Below are 25,262 nucleotides of genomic sequence, written 5' to 3'. Positions count from 1 at the left end.
TCAGTGGCGAATATGTGTTTGTATTGAAAAAGCTGTTAAATAAAGTAATTTTTTAGTTTCTTCTGTGGATAACTCTGTGTATATGTGTATAAGTATGTGGAAACGTTGTGGAAAGTAGCCAAACTTCGTGCTAAAATAAGAAAGAAGAGAAAACGAGAAAGTAGTGGAATAGGTGAAAATTAAACTAGTAACAGTCGGAAAACTGAAAGAAAAATACCTGATTCAAGGCATTAATGAATATCTAAAACGTTTAAATAGCTATGCCAAGATGGAAATCATTGAAGTCCCAGATGAAAAAGCCCCGGAAAAACTCAGTGACGCTGAAATGCTTCAAGTCAAAGAAAAAGAAGGCCAACGTATTTTGGGAAAAATTAATGACAACGAATACGTCTTTGTTTTAGCCATTAATGGCAAACAATTATCTAGTGAAGAATTTTCAAAAGAAATTGAACAATTAGGGATTAGTGGCAAAAGTAACCTAACGTTTGTCATTGGTGGCTCCTTAGGTCTCAGTGATTCAGTCCTTCAGCGAAGTAACCAACAAATTTCTTTTGGCCGCTTGACTTATCCACATCAGTTAATGCGTTTGGTATTAGTGGAACAAATTTATCGCGGTTTTCGGATTATGAAAGGGGAACCTTATCATAAGTAGGGGCGGTGTTTAAGAAGCGGAAATTTAGAAAGAAGGAGTCAAAATAGATGTTAGATAAATTTTCTGCCCCAACACTAAATAAGTTACAAAAAGATAATCAGCATATTTATTATGTATACTGTTTGGTTGATCCAAGAAACAACCAAACTTTTTATATTGGTAAAGGGAAAGATAATCGTGTTTTTGCTCATCGACAAGCTGCGCTAAATTTGTTGCGACAATCAAATTTATTAAAAAACGATGAAACAGCGGGAACATTAAAAATAAAAACGATTCAAGAGATAAATGCATTGGGGATGCAAGTACTAAGCTATATACTTAGTTATGGATTATCTGAAGCTGAGGCTTTTGCAAGTGAAAATGCGTTGATTAATTATGCACGGCTTATTCAAAGGCTACCGTTGACAAACTTAGTAAAAGGGCATGGTTCTAAAGCTATGTTAGTGGAAGACATTGAAGAATGTTTTGGTTTTCAACCTATGTCAATAAGTGAAATAGCGACAGATGAGTTGATTCTAGCGGTGAAAGTAAGAGATGCTTTTCGCCTTAGTAAGGATGAAACGAAAGAGTATCCATTAGATGATACATTACGTGATGTTAATAACTTGAAATCGCGGACCTTGGGTAACTGGGTAATTGGTCGTGATAAAATACACCGTATTCGCTATATTATTGCCGTTAACACTGGAGCGGATAATGCTGTTGTTGCTGCATACAAAGTTTCTTCAAAGTATTCAGAATCAAAAATATTTGAGAATGGCCTGACTCGTTATGCATTCCAAGCTTTATCAAGTAGAAAAGACACATTAAAAGAGCTCAATTTGTATAAAAAATGTTTGCCAGGAATTAAGTTTGGTAGCGGTAGTGCTGTTGCGTATATTAATAACTAGAATTTTTATTTAAAAAAGTTATTTTTTAATGAATATATTCAAAATAACAATAACGAAAAAAGCAGACTTCCATACAAGAAGTCTGCTTTTTCATTAATTACTCCGCTTCCGCATTTTGCAAGTCAGCGACATCAGTCAGATAAGTGGCTTCATCCAACAAATCTTCCGAATGTGCAACATAAATCGCAGTGGCGCTATCACCAACCACGTTTAGGCTAGTAACGAGCATTTCGATTGGACGATTAATGGCTAAAATCAATGAATACGTCGCAATCGCAATCTCATTGTTATAGTTTAAACCAGTTAAAATAGTGAAAAGGATAATCCCGCCAGCACCAGGTGCAGCCGGTGTACCAATGGATGACATTAAAGCTAAAATGGCAATCAAGGCAATATTAGCTGGTGTCACTTCATAACCAGCTACGCCCGCCACAAAAATAGCCGCAATTACTTGCATAATCGCTGTGCCGTTCATATTAATAGTCATTCCTAACGGCAAGACAAAGGCGGCAACATCGCTGTCGACACCTAACTCTTCAACCGTTGTTTTTGTATTTAACGGTAAAGTGGCTGCCGAAGAAGAAGTAGAAAATCCAAAGACCACAACTTTCATAATCTTTTTAATAAAAGGAACAGGATTTAGTTTTGTCGCAAATAAGATAAATAATGGGTAACCGATCATCAAAAAGGCTAAGAGCGTCGCTGTCGTGGTTACGACGTAGACTAACGCTGGTTTTAAATAATCAATCCCGTAAGAAGCAAACGTCCGAACTAACAACATAAAGACGGCAATAGGAGCAAATTTAGTAATTACAAAGGTTAAAAATAACGTGACCATCGCATTGACTTCTTCAATTAATTTTTTGAAAACACGAATTTTATCTCCTAATGCATTAATACATAAACCAGTAATCACTGCCAACACAACAACGGCTAAAATCGCACCATTGTCGCTAAATGCAGAACCGATATTTTTCGTGACAGCATTGACAATCACCATTAATGGGTTGCCGCTCGTACTTACTTCGACAGGAGCTAGCGTTTCAGATAACGACACATTAAAAGCGCCAGTTAAATATACGCTATAGCCCACAATTCCAGCCGTTAATAGAGCAATCAATGACATCGATAAAAAGCCAAAAATTGTTTTATAAGAAATTCGTCCTAATTTTTGCGTATCGGTAATATGACAAATGGCTAAAGTAATTGAAGTAAAGACCATCGGCACAATCACTAATTGTAGGCCGTTGATAAATAGTTGACCAATAATATAGAAAAGCCCAATCGCAGATTGTCCTTTTTCAGGATCTGAAATATCTTGGAAAAGAATCTGATTGATTGTCTGCCACACAGCGCCTTGATTGCTGCGAATAAGGTGCTCTCTTAAAAATAAAAAGCCGAGCCCAACGATTAATCCTCCCACCAATGAAATCACCATTTTTTTGGTAAATGAGATACCTTTCACTTCACGTTTTTTCTTTTCCACTTTGTTGCCTCCCAAATAAATTGATTAAGCACCGCGCAAAAAAAGCCTTGCACACAAAAAAAGGGCAAGACATCTCGTATCATTCACTATACAAAAATACAGAATTTTACAGAACTTTGCCTTGTTAGCCTCTCGGACTATCTTAAAGGTACTTTTCCACATACTAAGGGAAACTAAGAGAATTGTCAATTCTTTTTTACTTAGGGAAGTGTTATTTTTGAAGAAAGTGATCTTTACCCTTTCCGCAGATACCGCAGCCAAAAAAGAACTACAACGGATTCTTTTGCAGTATAATAGAAAATAGAAACGAAAGAACAGGCACCAACACAAAGGAGGTATTTTTATGAAAGTCACTCAACTTTCTAGTGAAACCCTTGACCGAGCACATGAACGTTTTGAAGAAACACTTGCACAAATGACCGTTGCCGAAGCAAACACGATGCCCGCACCATTAATCAAGTCTGTTACTTGGCTGATGTGGCACACAGCCAGAGAATTAGACCTACAAATTTCCGCACTTAATCATAGTGAACCGTTATGGCTTAGCCAACACTGGACAGAAAAATTTGCCTTGGATTTGCCAGATGAAACAGAAGACTGGCATCACACACCAGCGGAAGCGGCGAAAGTCGTGGTGGCAGAAAAGCAATTGCTTAGTGACTATTTGGCTGCCAGTGTGGCACTTACCAAAAGCTATTTAGACCAAATCAAAGAAGAACAATTGTCAGACGTGATTGATAAAAATTGGACCCCACCGGTGACTAGACAAGTGCGTTTAGTTTCAGCGATTGATGATGCAGTGATGCATTCTGGGCAAGCCGTTTATACACGAAGATTAGTCATTGGAAAATGATAAATAAGCAAAAACAAAAATGCTTCTGCTTAAGCAGGAGCATTTTTTATTGAAAGAAAAAATACATAAAAATAATGAGCGAAGGACTGTCCACTTTTTCCCTAGTTGAAACGTTGTATAAGTGAAAGGAGCAATCAGATGAAAAAGGAGGCAAATTTTGACGAAGTACTATTTTCTTTGGGGCAAGAAGTCATCCAAGTCTTGATTCGCCGAGGAGCAAGTCTTGAAGATGCACAAGATGCAGTGTCGCAAACATATACAACGATTTTTTCAATATTACCTGAAATTACATCAGAAAATCTACGCCCGTGGTTTTTCCGAGTAACATTTAATTACTACATTACGATGTATCGAAAAAAGAAACGAGAACGCACTTTTGTGGCAAACAGCCATCCTGTACAATCAATAGAAAAAATGGAAGGGCAAGAGTTATTATTATTGATCGATTCCTTAAAAGATGAGGAACAAGAACTATTACTTTTGAAATATTATTATCAATTATCGTATGCCGAGATTGCGTTGATTTTAGAATTATCTGTTGAAAATGTTCGCAAAAAATTGTATCGCACACGTCAAAAATTAAAAAAAGAACTGGAGGAATAGAAGTGGATTTAAAAAAAAGTATTCGTAAAGCGAAAAGAAAACAATTTATCGTGATTGGTGCCATAACCGTTGTTAGTTTTGCCGTATTGTTTGTCGGTTTTTTTGTGGGAATGGATAAACTTTCGACGAAAAACTATCAGGCCTTACTAGAAGTAATAAATGATCAAGAAATGATTGCTTCACCAAACACTCAATTAGACTCCCAAGTAATTGCTAATAGTTCGCCTTTTGGGGGCGAAGTTGTGACCAATCGTTCAAAAAATATTGATGGTTACACGGTGGAGTGGAGTAATTTACGTAGCAGATATAGCTTTTTCAGAAATTCGATTGACTGGAATGAAGTCTATCCTGGTAGCTATTATTCTTCTAAGAATTTTTATGAATACAACCGACAAACCAAGCAGAAAGTAGCATCTTTTTATAACCCAGCGATTACCAATTACTATGGTGATGTTAAAAACGAATTAAGTGAATTAGATAAAATGGAAAACCAAGTAGCGGAAGTGGCGATTTCTTTTGATAAACCTTATCCATATGAAGAAGTCCGCAAAATGTTACCGAGCAATGTCAACTTAGTTTGGCTCTATGTTTACTCCAAAACGGTTAATGAAAAAGAAGGTCCTTCTGGTACGCTGCCTTATGGTTTTCAATTAAGCATGGACGATCACAACGAAATATTTGATCCTGAAAACGACAAGCAACACTTTTTTGAAACCTTAGAAAAATCCCCGTTGTTTGCTGACAACCAAGAAGGCCAAAAGTTTATCCAACAAAATAAAAATAAAAAAGTCGAAAAATTACCTATTTGGGGAGTCATGCTTACCGGACAAACCAAAAATTTCAAAGCCTTACAAAATGAACCTTTTGTTCGTGGTGCTTCAATTGGCGTGACCGTACCTATCGTTCCTTATATTCAGCCAGAGAAATAAACGTTCTTCAGAACTCTAAGCCTTCCGACTGATTTTGCTTCAACGATATTGTCAGTAAAAATAGAAAACGTTATAATAGAATGGATCACAGGAAGTGCTTCTACAATGCGTGGGAGCACTTTTTTTACTTATCTATGAGGAGGGCAAGTGAATGTTTTTTAATTTTATTGGGTTAACGTTATTTTTTGGTATCGGGATCTTAGTTGCGAATGGCGCCAAAATTGTAGCGAATAAAGGGAAAAAGAGTAAGGGGACCATTCTATTAATGGCGATTGAATTGCTCTTGTTAGGTATCTTTTTATTTGTGACTTTGCCAAGTAAAAATCTTTCAACCGTGTTATGGATTAATCTGATTGGCGCAGTGATTGCTAGTGGGGTGTTATTAAGTACACGCTTAGCTAGTAAAGTCGAAGTTCCTGGTATCCAAAAGGGCCGCAAAGAAGTAGGGAAGAATACCAACAAAACGGCTAACAAAGACTGGTCTGGCAAAATTTTGGGTGTTGCCGTTTTGGCAATGATTTTGTTGACCATTGTCAGTAGTATTACCAGAATCTCTTCTATTGATGAAATTTATCAAACGATTCCTTTAAAAACGGAAGAAAAAGCTGAAGTTTTAACTTCGGCGAAAGAAACACCCATTGCGATTGCACCACAAACGGCGAAACGAAAAATGTTACAGAAATTTTCTGTCATTCCCAATTCCAATATGTTTACTTTGGATGGTATAACGGCACAAGTTGTCAATGGCGAGTATGTTTATGTAGCAACAGTCGAATTTAATGGCTTCTTTAAATGGCTAAAACTGGGGGAAGTACCTGGCTATTTCATCATTAGTGCAACAGATATCAACGCACAGCCAGAATTTGTAGAAAAACCAATTGTTTATACTCCTTCAGCTTACTTTGGCAAAGATGCCGCACGAAAAATTTATTCCGCTTATCCAGGTTATGCAGCAACTGGCACAATCAATTTAGAGCTGGATGACCAAGGGAATCCTTACTATATTCAAACGCTTTACAAAGAGTATGGGGTTTCTGGTCGCATGCACTATAATGAATTTAAAACGGCAGTATTGAATGCTACAACAGGAGAAGTTAACGTTTATGACAGTCAAAAAGCCCCAAGTTTCGTTGATGCGCCGATTACTAGCTCAGCGGCGAATAGCTTAAATGAATTCTTTGGTCGTTACAGTCAAGGCTGGTGGAACCAGACAATGTTTGGTGCCAAAAAAGATGTTAAAATTCCAACTGAAAATGGTATTTATGCATCAGGACAAATTACGCCGATGATGAACAAGGAAGGGAACCAGTTGCTTTATTTTACGGACTTTACAAGTAGTGAAAAAGACCAAGATTCCGCTTTAGGTTACTCCTTAATCAATGCCCGAACAGGTCAAGTTACGTATTATCGTGATACTAAAGTCGGCATTATGGATAGTGATGGCGCCATTTCTATCGCCTCAAAAATTTATCCAGAAAAGAAATGGAAAGCTAGTATGCCAGTCCTTTATAACATTGATGGCGTGCCAACGTGGATTGTTTCGTTAATGGACAGTAAAGGGATTTTCAAAAAATATGTCTATATAAACGCCGTAGATAATGATATTGTGATTGATGCAGACACGGCACAAGGCGCATTAGACGCTTATCGAATTGAGTTAGTAACCAAAGGAAGTAACAATGAAAATACAGACAAAGCCAACTTGAAAACGATGCAAGGTAAAGTAGCTCGTGTCTCAGTAGTAGCTGGGGAAGCGCAAACGGTAGTTTCATTTTTACTAGAAGATGAAAAAACCATTTTTAGCGTAACGACTAATAACAGTCCGCTGGCGCTATTCTTAAAAGAGGGCGACCAAGTGACATTTAAAGCCGTAGTGACTGAAAATGCTAAAGCAGCGAATGTTGAAGAATTGAAAATTGAAGGATTAAACTAAATAAAACACCTCTTTTCTATGGAAAAGAGGTGTTTTATTCTTGGAAAAGAAGAAAAATCCACCTATTTCTGCTATGATAAGAGAGAAAAAGAATACGAAGGAGCTTCGCCCATGCGCAACATAAAATTAACCATTGAATATGATGGTAAAAGATACTCAGGTTGGCAACGACTAGGCAATTCAGAGAAAACGATTCAAGGGAAAATTGAAAGTATTTTAACACAAATGACAGGTGAACCGATTGAAATTATTGGCTCAGGCAGAACAGATGCCGGCACACATGCACGTGGTCAAGTAGCGAATTTTAAAACGACTAGTTCACTAACAACAACCGAAATGTTATCCTTTTTAAATCGATATTTACCTGGCGATATTGTTGTTAAAGAAGTTACAGAAATGCCTGAACGTTTTCATGCACGGTATAACGCCACAGGCAAACAATACAGCTACTATGTTTGGAATAGCCCAATTCCTAATGCCTTTGAACGGTATCATAGTTTTCACTTTCCCAAAGCGTTGGATCAAGAAAAAATGGAACAAGCTTGCCAAAAATTAATAGGGACCCATGATTTTATTGGTTTTTCAGCATTGAAAAAAACCAAAAAATCGACTACTCGAACGATTGAAAAGATTACGATTGAAAGAAACGGCGAAATGTTACAGTTCACTTTTGTGGGCAATGGTTTCTTGCATAAAATGGTCCGCATCCTCGTTGGGACACTTTTAGAAATTGGTGCAGGCACCAAAGAATTAGCGATAATTGACGAATTATTTGCAACAAAAGTCCGAGAAGGCGCAGGTGAAACGGCTCCGGCACAAGGGTTGTTTTTAGATGAAGTGTATTATAAATAACAAAAAAATAAATTTTCTTTAACCACACCAATTAAAAAGTTGAACTTTTTTTGAAAAGTGCTAACGTTAAGAAGAGATTAACAATAGAAAGAGGTCATTTTGTTGCTATCTTTACTTATTTCTGTCAAAAAATTATTTTCATCTTTTTTAGGTATCTTAAAAAAAGAAGACACTCGTGCCTTGTTCTTTTTACTGGCAACCACGTTGTTGAGTGGGACTATTTTTTATTCAACAGTGGAAAAATTGTCGCCATTAGATTCGTTATATTTAAGTTTCATGACGTTAACCACGATTGGTTATGGAGATGTGCATCCAGTTACTGACTTGGGAAAAATTTTCACCATGGTTTATGCTACAGTAGGCTTGGGGATTATGGCTATGTTTATTTCGGTCGTAGCAAAATCCTACCTGTATTCTAAACAAAGTCATCACCACCATCACCATAAAAACAAAGAACATTCAGCGGAAAAGTCTTCAGAAAAATAGACGAAATTGAGGAGTTGACCAAGTGTTTCTCGAAAAATGAAAGTTTTTTGAGAAACACTCTTTTTTTATCTTAATAATTATGGTAGTATGTCCCAAACTGTATTTTATTTTAAAGGAGCGTGAAGTGAATGGTCAAAGCGATTCGGAAATTATCGTTAATTCAAAAAATCATGATAGGGATTGTGATTGGAACCACCTTGGGTTTCTTGGTGCCTGAATGGACCTTCATCAGCGTTCTTGGTGAATTGTTTGTGGGCGCCTTAAAAGCAATTGCGCCGATTTTAGTTTTTGTCTTAATTATTGCGTCGCTAGCCCAACAAAAGGCTGGGGCGAAAACATATGTTGGATCAATTTTAGTTGTGTATCTGTTAGCGACATTTTTGGCAGCTGTTGTTGCCGTGACAGCAAGCTATCTGTTTCCCGTTAAGATTGTCTTGGAGGCGGCGCAGGAATCGCAAGCAGCCCCAACGCAACTTAGTGATGTTTTAAGTAATGTGTTAACAAGCGTTGTCCAAAATCCGATTCAAGCGATGATTGAAGGCAATTATTTATCTGTTTTATTTTGGTCCTCATTAATCGGCATTGGGCTACGTCAAAGTTCGGTCGCTACCAAGGATGTGATTGCCAATCTTTCAACAGGGATTACCACGGTCGTTCAAATGATTATCGGCATTGCGCCAATTGGAATTCTAGGTTTGGTGTTTCATTCGGTGGCAACAACAGGCATTGCAGGGTTAGCCAAGTATGGTCAGTTACTATTATTGTTAATTGGTACGATGGCCGTAGTTGCTTTAGTCGTTTATCCAGCGATTGTTTTTTGGAATATTCGGCAAAATCCGTATCCGTTAGTCTTTTTTGTATTAAAGGAAAGTGCGATTCCCGCATTCTTTACACGCAGTTCTGCGGCCAATATTCCCATTAATATGGAATTGGCGAAAGCAATGGATTTAAATGAAGAATCTTATGCGGTCTCTATTCCGCTGGGCGCAACGATTAATATGGGTGGCGCAGCCATTACGATTACTATTATGACATTGGCGGCAGTCCACACATTAGGGATGTCCGTGCCAATCTATTTAGCATTATTGTTGAGCATCATCGCCGCTGTTTCTGCTTGTGGGGCTTCAGGAATTGCTGGTGGCTCCTTGTTGTTAATTCCGCTTGCATGTAGTTTGTTTGGCATTTCCAATGACATTGCCATGCAAGTCGTCGGCGTTGGCTTTATCGTCGGCGTAGTCCAAGATTCCATTGAAACAGCGTTGAACTCTTCTAGTGACTTGTTGTTTACCACCTCAGTTGAGTTAGCAGACCGACGTAAAAATGGTGAAATCATTGATGTTAAAGCGTTAATTGGCAAAAGTCAATTGGTGGTCGAACAAGAAAATATTTAAAAGAAAGGAACAATCCGCTAAAATGTGGGTTGTTCTTTTCTTTAATAATCTCGGCCCCATTTTTTTCAGGGGCCACTGAAATTATCGACCATTTTGTGAAGAAAATCCTCTCTATAATAAAGGTATCAAGTAAATAGGAGGTACACGAAATGAAATGGTATCAACTTTCCTCAACAAAAGTAATCGAGCAGACTAAGACGAAGCAAACGGGTCTTTCTAGCGAAGAACGTCAGCAACGTTTACAAACGAATGGTCCAAATAAAATTGAAGAAAAACAACAACTGAAAACGTGGCAAAAGCTAGCCAAACATTTTACAGATTTACTAATGGTGGTCTTACTCGCTGCCGCAATTCTAAAATTTGCCACAGGCGAAGTGGTCGAAGGAAGTATCATTTTTCTAGTGGTACTTGTCAATGGCTTTGTCGGTTATTGGCAAGAGCGTAAAGCAGAAGAATCATTAGACGGCCTGAAACAGATGATGGGCCAAGAGGCAGTCGTTCTAATTGATGGACAAAAAACAACCGTTTCTTCTGAAACATTGGTTCTGGGAGATGTAGTCACGTTACAAGCTGGCGATGTAGTTCCAGCAGATTTGCGCTTATTTGACGTTCATAATCTGATGATTGAAGAATCAATTTTGACAGGCGAATCAGAAGCCGTGGAGAAAATTACCGGTTCCTTGAATGAAGAATTGCCAACAGGCGATCAAAAGAATTTGGCTTTTTCAGGAACACTTGTCCAAGCGGGCTCAGCCTTAGGCGTTGTAGTAGAAACAGGAGATGCCACTGAAGTTGGAAAAATTAATCACGCGTTGCAGTCAGTAGATCAAAAAACAACGCCGCTCGTACGGAAAATGCACCAATTAAACAAGCAAATTTTCCAAGGGATTATGGTCTTGATCTTGTTTCTGATTTTCTTTACCACTTTTCGTCATGGCATGGAATGGAGCCTCTTATTTTCTGCGATGATTGCATTAATTGTAGCAATGATTCCAGAAGGCTTACCTGCTGTGTTAACGATGATTTTATCGATGGGTGTTCATGAGATGGCTAGAGAAAATGCGATTATTAAAGGCATGCCTTCCGTTGAAACATTAGGTTCAATGACAGTTATCTGTTCAGACAAAACAGGAACGCTAACTAAAAATGAAATGACGGTAATGGATGTAGTGACTGAAGAAATGGCCATTGTCAAAGAGATTATGGCCAACTGCCAAGAATTGAAATTACAAGACCAACAAAAAATCGCCGACTTGCAAGGGAATCCTACCGAGTTAGCTTTACTACAATATGTTGATCAGGATCAACTGTCTTTACGCCCTGTAGAAAAGAAAATTCCGTTTAGTTCAAGTTATAAATACATGGCCACTCGCCATCCGCAAGCAGAAGGTTCAATTATTTATGTCAAAGGTGCGCCAGAAGTATTGTTACAACTTTCTACGTTATCTGATAATCAAAAAGGTGCTTGGCAAGCACAAGCTGCGCAATTAGCGCAAAAAGGACAACGGGTATTAGGTTTCGCTTATAAGACAGTTACGTCACAACAGGAACTGACACATGAAACATTGTCAGGATTGACGTTTGCTGGACTGGCAGGCATCATCGATCCGCCAAAAGAAAGTGCCATTCAAGCCGTCAAAGAATCTCAAGAAGCAGGTATCTCAGTCAAAATGATTACTGGAGACCATAAAGATACCGCGCAAGCCATTGGCGAGCAAGTTGGTTTAAAGCATACGAAAAAAGTCCTTGAAGGATTAGAAATTGATGCTATGTCAGATGAAGAATTAGCCCAGCACGTTCAAAAAGTCGATGTATTTGCACGAACGACGCCAGAACATAAATTACGAATTGTCACGGCGTTACAAAACAATAGTGAAATTGTCGGGATGACCGGCGATGGCGTGAACGATGCGCCAGCACTAAAGAAAGCTGATGTCGGAATTGCCATGGGAATTAAAGGAAGTGAAGTAACCAAACAAGCCGCAGATATGGTTTTGGCAGATGATAATTTCCATACGATTGCTAAAGCCGTGAAAGAAGGACGCCGCATTTTTGATAACTTGAAAAAGACGATTACCTTCTTCTTGCCAACCTCTTTAGCACAAGGTTTAATTGTTGTCTGGGCGCTTTTAATGAATCATCCTCTACCGTTGACACCTGTCCAGATATTATGGGTAAACATGGTAACTACGATTACTTTGTCTTATGCATTAGGTTTTGAAAAAGCGAGTGCTGATACTATGAAACGACCACCAAGAGATGTCAACGAAGGCATTTTAACAAAGTACAGTATTTTTAGAATCGTCTATGTGTCGGTACTCATTATGGTACCAGGTTACCTCATGGCGTTACAATTTGAGGGACAAGCCTTACAGCAAACGTTCCTCTTACAAAGTATCGTCTTAGCGCAAGCAGCGTATATGATCAACTGTCGTAAGTTGGTTGATCCGTCGTTAAGCACAGGATTTTTCCAAAATAAAGTGTTGTTTGCTTCATTAGGAATCCTCTTTTTACTACAAGCGCTAGTAGTTTACTGGCCAGTAGCGCAGCAATTAATTGGCACAACTTCTTTAAATGGCCTTCAATTAGCAATGATTTTCGTCCATGTTGTGAGTCTGTTTTTCCTTGTTGAAGGGGAAAAATATATAACCAAACGATTCATGACGAAAGAAAGCCAAAAAACTAGCGAATGTCCTCGCTAGTTCCTTTAAAAATAAGAATGAAGAGTGAGCTCTGCTAGTCGGCGGAGTTCATTTTTTGTTGGAATTAAAGAGAGATAAAAGACAGGAAGATCAAGATGATCCAAGGGGAAATTGGAAATAATTATGTCGGCTTCATTTAACGTCAACTGGCTTAGTTCCACATATTCAATAGCTTGTAATTTCACACGAGTACCTAAATAAGCAGCTAATTCTTGTTGTAAAAAAGCTTTCCAAGCAGGTTCCCCTTGAAAGAGGAAATAGGCAGTCATCGTTTGCGCCTGAATGGAATAAATGGCTTGTTTTTCTAACAAAGAAGCCAAACTAAGAAAATAAGTTGGTTCTTCAATCGTGGTGTAGCGAGATAAAATCTCCAAAAGTTCTTGGTTGCTCTTTGATAACGCAAGGTCCTCTGCGGCTTGTTCGGTCATTAATTCTTGATATTCCAATTGAAATTGCTCAGAAAGTGTTGGGGACTCGGTATATTTAATGAATAACAATAACAGATTATCCAATAAATTTGTTTGGATTAAATCAGGCCGGGCTTCTTCAGTGGACAAATTAGTGACAAACTGTTGTAACGACTTTCGCAGCTGACTGTAATGAGTGTGGAGCGCAGAAGCCAACGTTTCGCCATAGACATTATCGTAATTCCAGCTTTCTAAGAAACAAAAGAAGGCGAAAAAACTTTCTTCTCCTTGCAAATAGATGCCTTCAGAAGCATAAAGTTTTGCTAAGGACGGTTGATAAAGTTGAAACAAGACATCTTTTGAGTCAAAAGAAAATTGACTCACTCGGCAATTGGCTTTGTTGCGAATCGTGTTAATGAAAAACCAACAAGCACCAAAAATTTCTTCCGTTTCCACCGTCAACTCACTACTGTAAACTTGTTTCAAAAATTGAAAATAATGCTCCTCATGAATCGAATAATCGTCAAAAAAATAATTATTATGAGTAAAAGGCACCAACAAACGATGATAAAAAATCCGAATATTGCTTTCTGCCCCGATTAGCTGAATGGTCGTCGTGGTTAGTTGAATCGTTAAATGAAAATCACGTAAGGCCTGATTCATTTTTTTGATATGTCGCTTCAAAGTTTCATAAGAAACACCACTAGTGCTCAAAAAAGAAGTTGTCACTAACTCTTTCGTAAATAGTAGTTCTTTTAATAGCTGAATACTAATGGATTGAGGTAAAAATAATGACCAAAGCTCATTGGTTTGCGCATTCCCCTGATTGCGTAACCGAATACCACTGCTATCGGTTTCAATGGACCAGTCGGCGGGTAATTGACTGCGAATATATTGTAAATCCGAAAAAACGGTTCGCTCTGTCGTCTGGATTTGCGTGGCTAAACGCTTGGCTGTCAGCTGAGGAACATTTAATAACTGTTCCAACAAACGAATTTGCCGAAGCAAATCTTTTTCCGTTATCACACGTTTTAACATGGAGTACATGGCAAAACCTCCTTTTGCTTAAGAATACGGATAAAAAGGGGATTGGTCAATTAAAAAAAGAAGCGAATCGTCATTCGCTTCTTTTTATTCACTATACAAAAATATCAAATGTATGCAAAACGGCTGACAATAAAATAGTTACAACAGCCATTCCTGATACAAAGCCGACAGCATCAGGAACAAACGGAGGTAATCGTTTAGCAATATAGTTACCGACAGGGGCCGCACTGATTCCTGCTAAAACGGCGATGGTCAGGGAAAGCCAAAAACCACCACCCATCATTAAAATCACACCAGGAACAATGCTGACCAGTGGCATAAACGTTGGATACCAACCTTCTTCAGCGAAATGTTTTCGATAAAGAAAAACACCAACAGCCGAAGTAATCATTTGTCCCATTAAAATGTCAGGAACCAAGCCAGAACCATTTGTAATATGATTAATATTGACAAACCAATCTGTTAAAACGCCTAGAATTACCAAACCTCCAACTAACTCATTTCCATAAAACCAAGCTTCGGAGAAGTCAGCAAAAGTGCGTCGTATTGACCATTGAAAGGTTTGCGTATTTTCAATTTTAGGTTGTTTTTGCCGCTTCTGAGCGATTGGTGCAACAGAAGGAACCATCCAAGGAAGTTGATGACAGATGGCTGAAACAATCCAGCCAACAAAAGCCATTGTGGTAACGTTGGAAACTGTACCAGGCACATTTAAAAGAGGCATCAATTGCGCATTCAGCCAATTGGCAAACGGAAAAGTGAAAAGCGCACTCAACAGAGAAATCGTTCCTAATTTTTTCCAGCCAGGACCGTAAACGAGTGTTAAAGCTGGCGGCGTGCCGACCACTACAATAAACGTTGGTAACCACAACACTTCTTTTGTAAAAAAGCGTGTAAAATCAAAAACATAAATAGTTAAAAAGAGGGAAAGTAGCTGAGAAGCAAGTACCCAAGGCCAAGCACCAGAACCACCAGCAATTGCAAATCCCTGCCATTTTGAATTTTTTCGATAAAGTTGCCAAGCAATCAGACCGCCGATTAGTAAGAAAAGCGTTGTAAAAAGTCCACCGTAAAATTCTCCTTCCGTGAAGTTCATAACAAAATAGATAAATTTGTAAAATCCCTGCTGATTCACTTTGGTAACTACGTCATTGTAAGGAAAAAAGTTAGACACATGTCGAAAGCCATTCATGATCCAATACAGGAACATTCCCAAAAAAATTTTTACAACAAGAGCTAAAACGGCTTCGTAATTGATCGATTTATTTTTCATATGATCGCTCCAAAAAAAATGACATTTTACTAAGTTTTTGAAATTAGTTTATTTTAGCTACTAAAGCTTTTAGTGCCTCGTTAAAGACATTTGCTGGCGGATTAGTCAATCCAGCGCCAATCATACCAATCCCCGGTTCTTTATGAGCAATAGCAGTATTAATGACAGGCAGCATCCCTGTTTCTAAGACTTTTAAGATATCAATGCCTGAAGGAATCCCCATAAAATCTAAAACAGGAATCGTGACATTGGGATTTTCTTTCGTAGTAATTTCCAGCATTTCTTTTGAATAATTCAATGCTTCTGCCACTGTTCCGCCAACTAATGGGACAATTGCTGGTGCAGCTGCCATGGCAAATCCGCCAACACCATACGTTTCTGTAATAGCACTATCGCCCATATCCAAACCAGCATCTTCTTGTGTGTAACCAGCAAACATCGGACCAATCACCCGTTGGGCAGGCCCCGTAAACCAGTGATTTCCACCAATCCCACTGACACGAATTCCAAATTCGACCCCGTTTCGACACATGGTGGTGACAATTGTACTATTCTCCACATTATGCCCAGCATCTAACGCACATTTAGCGGCGCCCATCCAAGTCGGACCAGAAAAATAGTCAGAACTGCCAAGAAATTCAAATACTTCTTTTAATTGTTCACGAGAAAAATCAGTTTGAACCATGTAAGGTGTTAATGCTTGGACTAACAACGTACTTCCGGCTACATTGCGATTATGGCACTCATCGCCCATATGCAAGGCTTGCGAAAGCATTAAGCGTAAATCAATGCCTTCTGGACAAAAAGTCATGGCATCATGAAGTAATGGACCTAAAACATCGCGCATCCAAATCAGGCGATCCACGACGGATTGATCATTTGCACCAAATCGTAAAACTTTCGCCAATTGTTCACTTAAATTAGTAAAAGCTGTGTTGCCGTACGTTTCATTTTTGATAATATGAACGTACATATTCGGAGAAGTCACGCCAGCCATAGAACCAACGGCATCATGTTCATGACAAGGAGAAAACGTAATCGCGCCAGAACGAGCAACCCGATCGGCATCAGCTAGATCTTTTGCTAATCCTTCAAAAACAAGCGCTCCTTGAACGGCACCTTTCATCGGTCCGCACATATTTTCATAAGTAATGGGTGGTCCAGCATGTAAAATGGTCGTTTCAGTCATATTGGGCATGACATTAATTGCTTTATCAAATCCCACTAAAATAGGTTTTGATTGAATAATGCGGGTAACCGCTTCTTCGTTGGCTTGTTGGATTTTTTCATAAAGTGTTGGATTTTTTAATTGATCCAATAATTTCAATAGCTCTGGGTCACCATTGGCTGGCGGTGCCCAATTTACTTGATGTGAAGGAATCCCTTGTTTTTTCATATCTTCATGAATAAAGTCAATGCCTACATTGATCGTATCTAAAGGCTGTTTAAAAAGATCATTTCTGCTCATGTTCGTTCGCTCCTTTTACAAAAGTTTTGGTGGCTTCGCAAAGTTGATGACTGCTGTCGACAACGAGAACCTCTAAATCTTCTAAAATTTTCCGCTGTTCATGAATATCTTGTGGATCTTCTTCGGTCCCTAAAACATAGCCAATAATGGCTAACTCACGACCATCTGATTTCGCTATTGCTTTGGCTTCCTTTAACGCCTCCGCTAACACGCCAACAGGATTTTCGTGAGAACCATAACCTAATTCAAAATCTAACGCTAAAACTGCCACTTCAGGATCTTTGGCTTCTTGAAGAATGCGAGTAATCCGAGAAGTCGGATCGATCATTGGATGTGGGCGGCCTTCTGTGAAACGATCATCACCGAAATCAATCAATGTATGTGCTTGGCTGTGGTCAGGATTTGCTAATTGCCGTTCAGGAATTTTATGAATATTACTATAAACATCATCAGAGACTTCTGTTAAAGCATATAAAAGTTCATCACAAAGAGTGCCACCACAGAACAACCCACGAACAAATTTTTGAGAAGGGGCTTGTTGCTGTTGGATGGTTGTTAACGTTGCGCCTGTCGGATTTTGATAGAGGCTGGTTTCCGCTTCCTGTGTTTGACTAAATTGAATCACCTTTTGAACTGCATCCAGAGAAGAAGTAGCAAAAGTGACGTTGTCTATTTTTCGTTCCGTTTGTTCACTGCCGATAAAATAAATAACAACTGGTTTAGTTGAAACAGCTAATTTTTTTAAAATTTTCTCTATTACTTCTGGAGCAGGCGGTTTAGAAATAAGCAAAATTGCCTTAGTTTGTTCGTCAACCATTAAAGCATCCAGCCCGTCAAGCATCATCAGCCCACCAATTTCAGCAGACAAATCACGGCCACCAGTACCAATTAATTGTGAAATCCCATAACCATATTTATGGATTTGGACACTAACTTCTTGGCTACCTGTACCAGAAGCGCCGACAATTCCAATATCTCCTGAACGTACCTCGTTAGCAAAACATAACCCAACGCCATTAATAATCGCTGTTCCACAATCAGGGCCCATCACAAACAGTTCTTTTTCGTGTGCTTTTTGTTTTAACGCTAATTCCTCGTCAACCGTCACGTTATCACTAAAGAGCATGACATGTTTTTGCTGATCTAAAGCTTTATGCGCTTCTCGTGCAGCAAATTTTCCATTGACAGAAATTACAACTAAGTTGGCATCAGGCTCTTCATGAAGGGCTGAATCTAACGTCTTATAGGTTACTTCAGAAGAAGCGGTTTTCTTTTTCTTTGTAAATAACTCGTCGACTTGCTGTAAAATTTCTTCTGAGTTCGCTTGGTCATCAAGATCTAAAACAATTAATAAATCACCTGTTGTAACATGCTCCAAGGCGGGTGTATATAAACCAACATTCCGAATCACTTCAAGATTCATGTCGGTTCCCATCCCAATCATTGCGGTTTTAACTCCAGCCAGTTCATTGGCTCGTGTTGAAATGGTCATTAAAGTAACTGAATCAAAATAGGCGTTCTCTTTAATTACTGTTTGAATTGTCATGATTATTCTCCTCACAAAATAGTTTTAAACCAAAAATAATGCCGCAAAGTATGTCGCTTCCTGAAGTTGAGCCCACCTCCTCTAAAGCTGAAACTGCTTGAGCCATTTCGTTTGTATTTCCGCTTTCAATTGATAAAAAAACACGCTGAACTAGTTGAGAAAACCGCTCGTTCACTGCTTCATGGATTTCCGCATAACTGACCGCATTCGTTCGTTCCTTGGCTAGCACAGCCAGCTGTTGGAAATTCGAGGGAAGTTGCTGTAATGCAGAAAAACTAGCAAGTAATCCTGTGATAAAATCATCGCCAGTGGGGGTTAAACCAATCCCCAATCCTAAAATCTTCGTTAAACAATCAAGAGCTATTTTAAAAGATTTTTGCGCCCAAGCCTGTTGAAAATGAACCATTTCTTTTTGAATCTGGGTCCGACTATAAGAATCAAAAAGAAAGGTTGACGACGAAGCAGGAAAAAGCGCTTGCCAAGGATTGAAACGAGTTTGCTGAATATACGTTAAAAAAATAGCTATCTTTGTTTTACTGGGTGTTAAATAAAGTGGCGTTGGTTGCCAAATTTGGGCATCGGCTAGGGTTAATTGTCGTCGGCCTAACCGGATAAACAGGGGCTCAATTTGGACAGGTAAATCAGCGAAATGGCTAAGTTTTTTTTCATCGAGTATAATCGTGTTAGGTGCTATATGTTCGGGATGCGTTGAAATGGTCAAGAGAATTTCTTGGGTGTCTACATGACCATAATTAATAGCGTGCGTAAAACATTGCAAACTAGTCAATGTTTGATGAGGGAGTTTCGATAAAATCGTTTGGTCATAAGCTAAAATTTTTGTCATTCCAACGACCTCCTTTTTAATAGCGCTTTCACGACTTCATAATAAAAGAATCCAGCACGCTAAACAATTGCTAAAAATGACATTGATTTACAAGTTTGAATGGACAATTTGTACATTGGGAGGATAAATGATGTTAAAAGTGAGTGATTTATTAACGTTAGAAGAATTACCTGGCATTACCTTAGTGGCAGGACATAAAAATCAGGACCAACCGATTTTAAAAGTCAATATTTTAGAAAATCCTGATATTTTAGATTGGCTAACAGCAGGTGAGCTGCTGTTAACGACAGGGTACATATTTAAAGATGATCGGAAATTACAGAAAAATTTTTTGAAAGAACTAGCCAAACACCATTGTGCTGCCTTGGGATTTAAAACCCAACGTTATTTTGAAGAAGTTCCACCAGACCTAATCAAATTAGCAGATGAAATGAACGTTCCTATTTTAGCAATTCCTTACAATTACACCTTTTCGCAAATTGCTGACGTGTTGAAAAGTCGTGTCACGTTAGAACAATTTGACATGAATGCGCAAGAAACCGCATTGCATAATAAAATTTATCAAATCTTAGAAACGGGAAGTAGCAGTTTTCATTTGCTGCAGGATCTAGCAGAAACCATTCAAAATCCTGTCTTGTTATTGAATGACCACTTTGAAGGAGTTAATTTTTTTGACTTGCCTAAAAATCCAATTCGTATTTCTAGCATTTTAGAAGATAGACAAGAAACCTCAGAGTTCCAAAAACAATTACTTGAACAAAGTCATCCATTACTACGCTTTTATCAAGAACCGATTCATTTACAGTTGAAACTCCAGAACCAAGTGGTGCCAATTGAAATTTATCCAATTAAAAAGAAAAATGTTATTTTATATTATTTACTCGTCTGGAACACCTTGGCCCCATTACGACCAGTCGACGTGGCTCATTTTAAAATCACAGCTCATTACTTACTTTTACAATTGCAATTGGAATACTCACGGAAATTTGAAGAATACCAACAACGAAACGAATTATTTTTTAAGCTGATTGCGTATGAAAAGAGGGATCAAGCTGTTTTCCAACAATTTCAACAGTATTATCGCTTGGCAATAGATAAGCCCTATGCGATTTTGCTAATTTCATTAACCTTAAATGAACGCCAAAGGCAAGAAAAAATGTCTATTTTAGGTAACCAGTTAAACCAAGTTATCTTAGGGGATAAACAAAAAATTGTTTGTATTGAAATTGATAGTTCCTTTATTTTATTAGTTGAAGATCCACCTGAAAAAGAAGGCGATTATCTGAAAATGATGCAACGCCTAGCAAAAAGCAGCATAAATCAGTTAATGAAAGTACAAGAAGATGTGGAACTTTTCCTAACAATAGGACCTAAGATTCAAGGTCTGACCCAGATTCATGAATCTTATCAACAAGCGATTGACATTTTAGCCTTTCAACGTCAATTCGTTGCAGAAGAACCTGAAATGAGGATTGCTTCCTACGCGAATTTTCATTTTAGACAGACACTACAACGTTATTTTTTAGAAGAAGGACAAGCAACCCTCAGAAAAAAATATCTTCAACCATTGCAGAAAAGTGATCAACAGCAACATACCGACTTTGTCCATACACTGAATGTCTATTTTCAATCAAAACGAAACTTGTCTCAAACAGCCAAAAAGCTCTTTATTCATCGTAATACTTTGTTACAACGATTGGAGAAAATTGAACAGCTAGTTCTGTTGGATTTTGATAAGGAAGTGGATTTGTTGGCGCTGGAAGTGGCGTTGTTTTTGAAAGATAAAAGGAGTACACTGTAAGAGAATTTATGCGTAAAAATAGGAGGCCTACAGTTGGAAGAAGAAGTATTAGCGTTGAAAGTAGTGAATGAGTCGTTAAAATTACCTGGTGTCAAAGTGAATCGAAATGCTTTTTTGACAAAAATGTTTCAAGATAAAGTGGACAATGTACAAGAATTATTTGATGACGGACCAGAAAAAGTCTTATCAAAAAAAGAACTAGACCGAGCCGCCCAAAAATGTATTAACCAAGCAGTTATGCAGTCGAGCACAATTTCATTTGCGACAGGAATTCCAGGTGGTCTGGCTATGGCAGCTACCATTCCTGCAGATATTGCGCAATTCTATGGCTATTCTTTAAAATTAGCGCAAGAAATTTCTTATATTTATGGCTACCATGATTTATGGAACAATCAAGATGAATTGACAGAAGAAGCCAAAAATACACTGATTTTATACTTGGGAATCATGTTAGGGGTAACGTCAGCTGGTTCGGTCGTTCGGATTTTGTCTAATAGGTTGTCTATTCAAGCACTAAAACGTCTACCACAAAAAGCTTTGACAAAAACGTTTCTCTTCCCAATATTGAAAAAAATATTAGCTGTTTTTGGGACGAAATTAACAAAAGCAACTTTTGCGAAAGGTGTTTCTAAAGCAATTCCCGTTTTAGGCGGCGTTGTTTCCGGCGGCATTAATTATGCCTCTATGAAACCAATGGCTATGAGGTTAAAGGATGAATTAAGTAAAAACATAGGCTATACTCAAGAAGATGCAGAAAAAGATTTAGAAATTTTAGAAGCCGATTTTGAAGTTATTTCAGAACAACCTGAAACAGAGACCACCAAACATGCGGACGATATTTTTAGTAAACTAGAGCGAGCACATGCCTTATTTGAGAAAAAGATTTTGACAGAAGCCGAATATATAAAGCTAAAAGAAACGATTATACAAGAAGGATAATTTAATCAATAAAAAATGGAATCTTTTCAATAAAGATTCCATTTTTTATTGAAAAAGTTGGGGTAATTCATTACACTTACACTGTATGACAGCGTAAGTTCTTGTTGTTAGAGCGAGAGAAAAGGCTTTATTTACGGAATTTGTTCTCATTAAAAGCGAGAGGAAGTATTTAATTGGCAGAAGCAAAATTTGAAGAAGCGTTAATAAAAAAGCTTGAGTCTGAGGGTTGGACTTATCGTAAAGACTTATCGAATGTAAGTATTAAAAAGTTAGAGCAGCATTGGCACGATGTATTAAATGAAACAAATGCACATAAATTAAATGGTACACCGTTATCTGATAATGAATTCAAAATGATTCTCCAAGAATTACAACGTATTCGAACACCTTACGATGCTCAATTATTATTGGTTGGAGCAGGTGGTGTTGGCTCAATTCCGCTTGTTCGGGATGATGGATCAAGTTTAGAAATTGAAATTTTTTATTCAGATGATGTGGCTGGTGGTCGTTCACGTTATGAGGTTGTTAGCCAAGTAATGTTTAATAATTTACCTAAAGGTTTAACATCCAAGAGAATTATTGATTTAGCGTTATTGATTAATGGAATTCCTGTTGCGCATATCGAAGAAAAAGATGAACATTTACAAAATCAATGGCATGCATTTGAACAATTGAAAGGCTATCATGGCGATGGATTATATGAGGGCTTATTTGCTTTTGTACAAGTCCAATTTATTTTAAGTCAACACTCAGCGCATTATTTTGCACGACCTAATGCCTTTGAACATTATAATAAAACATTTGTTTTTGGCTGGCGTGATGAAAGAAATAAAGATATTACAGATGCTTTTGAATTTGCTCACCAAGTCATGGGGATTCCTGCATTACATCGGTTAGTCACTGTCAATATGATTCCAGATGCATCAAATGATAATTTGATGGTTATGCGTAGCTATCAAATTCAAGCAACACGAGGCATTTTACAACGTATGAAAGAAATGGAATCCAGTGGCCTAATTGAAAAAGAAGGCGGTTATATTTGGCATACGACGGGTTCAGGTAAAACGGTGACCTCTTTTAAAGTTGCTCAATTATTAGCTTCTGCGCCAAGAGTTCGCAACGTTTTGTTTATTGTTGATCGTGTCGATTTAATTGACCAGACATTAGAAAACTTTAAAGACTTTGCGTATATGCACTTTAAAAAACGAATCAAAAAAGTTAATGGCCGTGAACTTAAACGAGAACTAAAACATAAAGGTGCTTCACAAATTTTACTAATTTCTGTTCAAGGTTTAACAAAAGCGGTGAAAAATGGTCTAACAAATGATGAGTGGAATGTCATTATCATGGATGAAGCGCATCGAAGTGCCAGCGGTGAATCTGTTCAGTTAATAAAAAAAGCATTTAAGAAAACAACATGGTTTGGCTTTACTGGAACGCCCAATTTTTATAGTGATGAAATTAACGATGTGACAACAACAAGAGACATTTCAACACATGATATTTTTGGGAAAAGATTGCATACCTATACCATTAAAGATGCAATTGGTGATGGCAATGTTCTAGGCTTTGACGTCACTTATTTCAAGCCTCATTGGGTCGTTGAAAATGCAGAAAGTGATTTTTCTGAACAAGAATATGAAAAAGAAGTCTATCAAAGTGATGTTTACCGTCGTCAAGTCGTTCAAGACATTTTGGACAATTGGAAAAAAACCTCTAGCGGACCGTTAATAGGTGGGGCCCGAAAAGAAAATACTTTTCAAGCAATGTTAGCAGTCTCTGGTAAACAAGCAGTAGTACATTATTACAATATTTTTAAAGAAAAAGCACCGCACTTAAATGTAACCATGACTTTTTCAACGGATGAATCAAATAAAAATGGTACAAAAGAGCAAAATGAAGCTTTAAAAAAAGCAATTAAAGCTTACACCGAAAAATTCAATGTACCAAGTATTCTTTCTGCGAAAGACCCAGCACGTGCGTATATGATTGATATTACTAAACGACTAGCTCGTAAGAAACCATACAATCAAGGAAAAGAAGAAGATCGTTTAGATTTAGTGATTGTTTCAGATCAACTGCTCACAGGTTTTGATTCAAAATTTATTAACATGATTTATATGGATAAAATGCTTAAAGAAGGTATGCTGATTCAAGCGATGTCGCGTACCAATCGAACGCTGAACCGTGACAGTAAACCACATGGAAAAGTTCGCTTCTATCGCCAAGGCGATGCCATGAAAGAATATGTAGAAAATGCATTGCGTATCTATACACGAGGCGGAAACGACACATTACAAGAAGCGGAAGACGAAACAAATAATTCAAATGAAAATATAATAGATGATGATATTTTAGCTAAACCACAAAGTCATCAAATCCAAGAATTAGAAGGAACAATTGCTCGTTTAAAAGAACTAGCAGGGGATGATTTTAGCCAAGTGCCTCGTGGAACTAATGATATCAGAGAATTTGTCAACTTGGCTTTTCCAGCGCAGAGTAAGATTCAACAATTGATTCAGCAAGGATATGAGTTAGGAACCGAGATTGATGTTTTAGATGATAACAATGAACCAACTGGTGAAATGATTCGCTTAGATATTGCCAATACTGACGAATTTGGCGCGTTACAAGCGAGATTATATGATACTAAAGAAAAACTACCTGAATCAGAACGACCCGATTTAACTGAAATTAAAATAGGAATTGAATTTTTTGACCATGAAATTATTGACTATGATATGTTAGTTGAATTGTTAAATAACTTTATGGATGAAAAAACAGAGCATAATCGAGAAGCGATTGATAAACATATTACTCCAATGGATGATGAAAGTCGTCAAGAAATTAATGAAATTGTCGATGATATTGAATCTGGTGAAATTACGGAACACTTCACTACTGAAACGCTTCAACAAGAGCGTAAGAAAAGACGGACAAATCTTCGAGAATTGAAAATTCGGCGATGGGCGGCTGACCAAGATGTAAATGGAAATCGAGTAGTTGAGGCATTTGATTTATTTTTACCTGGTCACACACTCATTGATAATCCTAATTTGGCAGATTTAGTTCGTGAAATCGAAAAAGAAGAAAATATTGACTTTTTTGGTGCCGCCGAGTTTGAAGAAGCCCTAATGAAATTTTTCAATTCATTATAATT

19 protein-coding genes are annotated in these 25,262 nt (G+C 37.8%); 13 read left to right on the top strand and 6 right to left on the bottom strand.

The annotated features are described in order from the left end of the window. The first annotated feature begins 172 nt into the window (after positions 1-172). Complete coding sequence (gene rlmH / locus IGM13_RS12185) at positions 173-652, top strand: 23S rRNA (pseudouridine(1915)-N(3))-methyltransferase RlmH (protein WP_002355021.1); 480 nt, start codon at positions 173-175, stop codon at positions 650-652. A gap of 47 nt (positions 653-699) precedes the next feature. Continuing rightward, positions 700-1,542, top strand: coding sequence for an LEM-3-like GIY-YIG domain-containing protein (locus IGM13_RS12180; protein WP_002419582.1), 843 nt, complete (start codon positions 700-702; stop codon positions 1,540-1,542). Between the two features lie 97 nt (positions 1,543-1,639). On the opposite strand, the gene IGM13_RS12175 is transcribed toward IGM13_RS12180, so the two are convergent. After that, positions 1,640-3,043, bottom strand: coding sequence for a dicarboxylate/amino acid:cation symporter (locus tag IGM13_RS12175; protein WP_002387350.1), 1,404 nt, complete (start codon positions 3,041-3,043; stop codon positions 1,640-1,642). 328 nt (positions 3,044-3,371) lie between these two features. On the opposite strand from IGM13_RS12175, the gene gst reads away from it, so the two are divergent. The 8 genes from gst (at position 3,372) to IGM13_RS12135 (ending at position 12,777) form a co-directional block, all read left to right on the top strand. Next, positions 3,372-3,881: a DinB family glutathione transferase gene (gene gst / locus IGM13_RS12170; protein WP_002419580.1), complete on the top strand. Its 510-nt coding sequence runs from the start codon at positions 3,372-3,374 to the stop codon at positions 3,879-3,881. Between the two features lie 138 nt (positions 3,882-4,019). Beyond that, positions 4,020-4,484 (top strand): RNA polymerase sigma factor, encoded by a 465-nt coding sequence (locus IGM13_RS12165; protein ID WP_002383292.1) that lies wholly within the window; start codon positions 4,020-4,022, stop codon positions 4,482-4,484. Between the two features lie 2 nt (positions 4,485-4,486). Beyond that, a complete protein-coding gene (locus IGM13_RS12160; RefSeq protein ID WP_002419578.1) occupies positions 4,487-5,413 on the top strand; it encodes an anti-sigma factor in 927 nt (308 codons plus the stop codon). A 151-nt stretch (positions 5,414-5,564) separates the two neighbouring features. Further along, a complete protein-coding gene (locus tag IGM13_RS12155) occupies positions 5,565-7,346 on the top strand; it encodes a hypothetical protein (protein WP_002419576.1) in 1,782 nt (593 codons plus the stop codon). A 111-nt stretch (positions 7,347-7,457) separates the two neighbouring features. Next, positions 7,458-8,198, top strand: coding sequence for a tRNA pseudouridine(38-40) synthase TruA (gene truA, locus IGM13_RS12150; protein WP_002355033.1), 741 nt, complete (start codon positions 7,458-7,460; stop codon positions 8,196-8,198). Between the two features lie 102 nt (positions 8,199-8,300). Then, the gene (locus IGM13_RS12145) at positions 8,301-8,684 is read left to right on the top strand and encodes a potassium channel family protein (RefSeq protein ID WP_002355036.1); all 384 of its coding nucleotides are present in this window, start codon (positions 8,301-8,303) and stop codon (positions 8,682-8,684) included. A gap of 128 nt (positions 8,685-8,812) precedes the next feature. Beyond that, entirely contained in the window at positions 8,813-10,075 is a 1,263-nt protein-coding gene (gene sstT, locus IGM13_RS12140) for a serine/threonine transporter SstT (protein ID WP_002383297.1), read from the top strand. Positions 10,076-10,224: 149 nt separating this feature from the next. Then, positions 10,225-12,777, top strand: a complete 2,553-nt coding sequence (locus tag IGM13_RS12135; protein ID WP_002419573.1) for a cation-transporting P-type ATPase — start codon at positions 10,225-10,227, stop codon at positions 12,775-12,777. Positions 12,778-12,782: 5 nt separating this feature from the next. Here IGM13_RS12135 and IGM13_RS12130 read toward each other — a convergent pair whose 3' ends face one another. The 5 genes from IGM13_RS12130 to IGM13_RS12110 form a co-directional block, all read right to left on the bottom strand. Further along, positions 12,783-14,222, bottom strand: a complete 1,440-nt coding sequence (locus IGM13_RS12130; protein ID WP_002419572.1) for a helix-turn-helix domain-containing protein — start codon at positions 14,220-14,222, stop codon at positions 12,783-12,785. 100 nt (positions 14,223-14,322) lie between these two features. After that, positions 14,323-15,504 carry a hypothetical protein gene (locus IGM13_RS12125; RefSeq protein ID WP_002419571.1) on the bottom strand — a complete coding sequence of 394 codons (1,182 nt, stop codon included), beginning with the start codon at positions 15,502-15,504 and terminating at the stop codon, positions 14,323-14,325. 43 nt (positions 15,505-15,547) lie between these two features. Next, positions 15,548-16,972 carry a DUF1116 domain-containing protein gene (locus tag IGM13_RS12120; protein WP_002383302.1) on the bottom strand — a complete coding sequence of 475 codons (1,425 nt, stop codon included), beginning with the start codon at positions 16,970-16,972 and terminating at the stop codon, positions 15,548-15,550. Next, entirely contained in the window at positions 16,959-18,518 is a 1,560-nt protein-coding gene (gene fdrA / locus IGM13_RS12115; protein WP_002419569.1) for an acyl-CoA synthetase FdrA, read from the bottom strand. The genes IGM13_RS12120 and fdrA overlap by 14 nt, the downstream gene beginning before the upstream one ends. Next, complete coding sequence (locus tag IGM13_RS12110; RefSeq protein WP_002380923.1) at positions 18,496-19,362, bottom strand: DUF2877 domain-containing protein; 867 nt, start codon at positions 19,360-19,362, stop codon at positions 18,496-18,498. Before IGM13_RS12110 ends, fdrA begins: the two co-directional genes overlap by 23 nt. 127 nt (positions 19,363-19,489) lie before the next feature. Here IGM13_RS12110 and IGM13_RS12105 point away from each other — a divergent pair, with 127 nt between their 5' ends. From IGM13_RS12105 to IGM13_RS12095, 3 genes are all read left to right on the top strand, one after another. Further along, positions 19,490-21,163, top strand: coding sequence for a PucR family transcriptional regulator (locus IGM13_RS12105; protein WP_002419567.1), 1,674 nt, complete (start codon positions 19,490-19,492; stop codon positions 21,161-21,163). A 33-nt stretch (positions 21,164-21,196) separates the two neighbouring features. Beyond that, complete coding sequence (locus IGM13_RS12100) at positions 21,197-22,102, top strand: EcsC family protein (protein ID WP_002419566.1); 906 nt, start codon at positions 21,197-21,199, stop codon at positions 22,100-22,102. Positions 22,103-22,275: 173 nt separating this feature from the next. After that, positions 22,276-25,260, top strand: a complete 2,985-nt coding sequence (locus IGM13_RS12095) for a DEAD/DEAH box helicase family protein (protein ID WP_002419565.1) — start codon at positions 22,276-22,278, stop codon at positions 25,258-25,260. Positions 25,261-25,262 lie beyond the last annotated feature (2 nt).

The organism is Enterococcus sp. DIV0561 (assembly GCF_050539875.1).
Taxonomy (GTDB): domain Bacteria; phylum Bacillota; class Bacilli; order Lactobacillales; family Enterococcaceae; genus Enterococcus; species Enterococcus faecalis.
The sequence above is the reverse complement of the archived record's forward strand: the minus strand, read 5'-3'. Positions and strand labels throughout refer to the sequence as shown.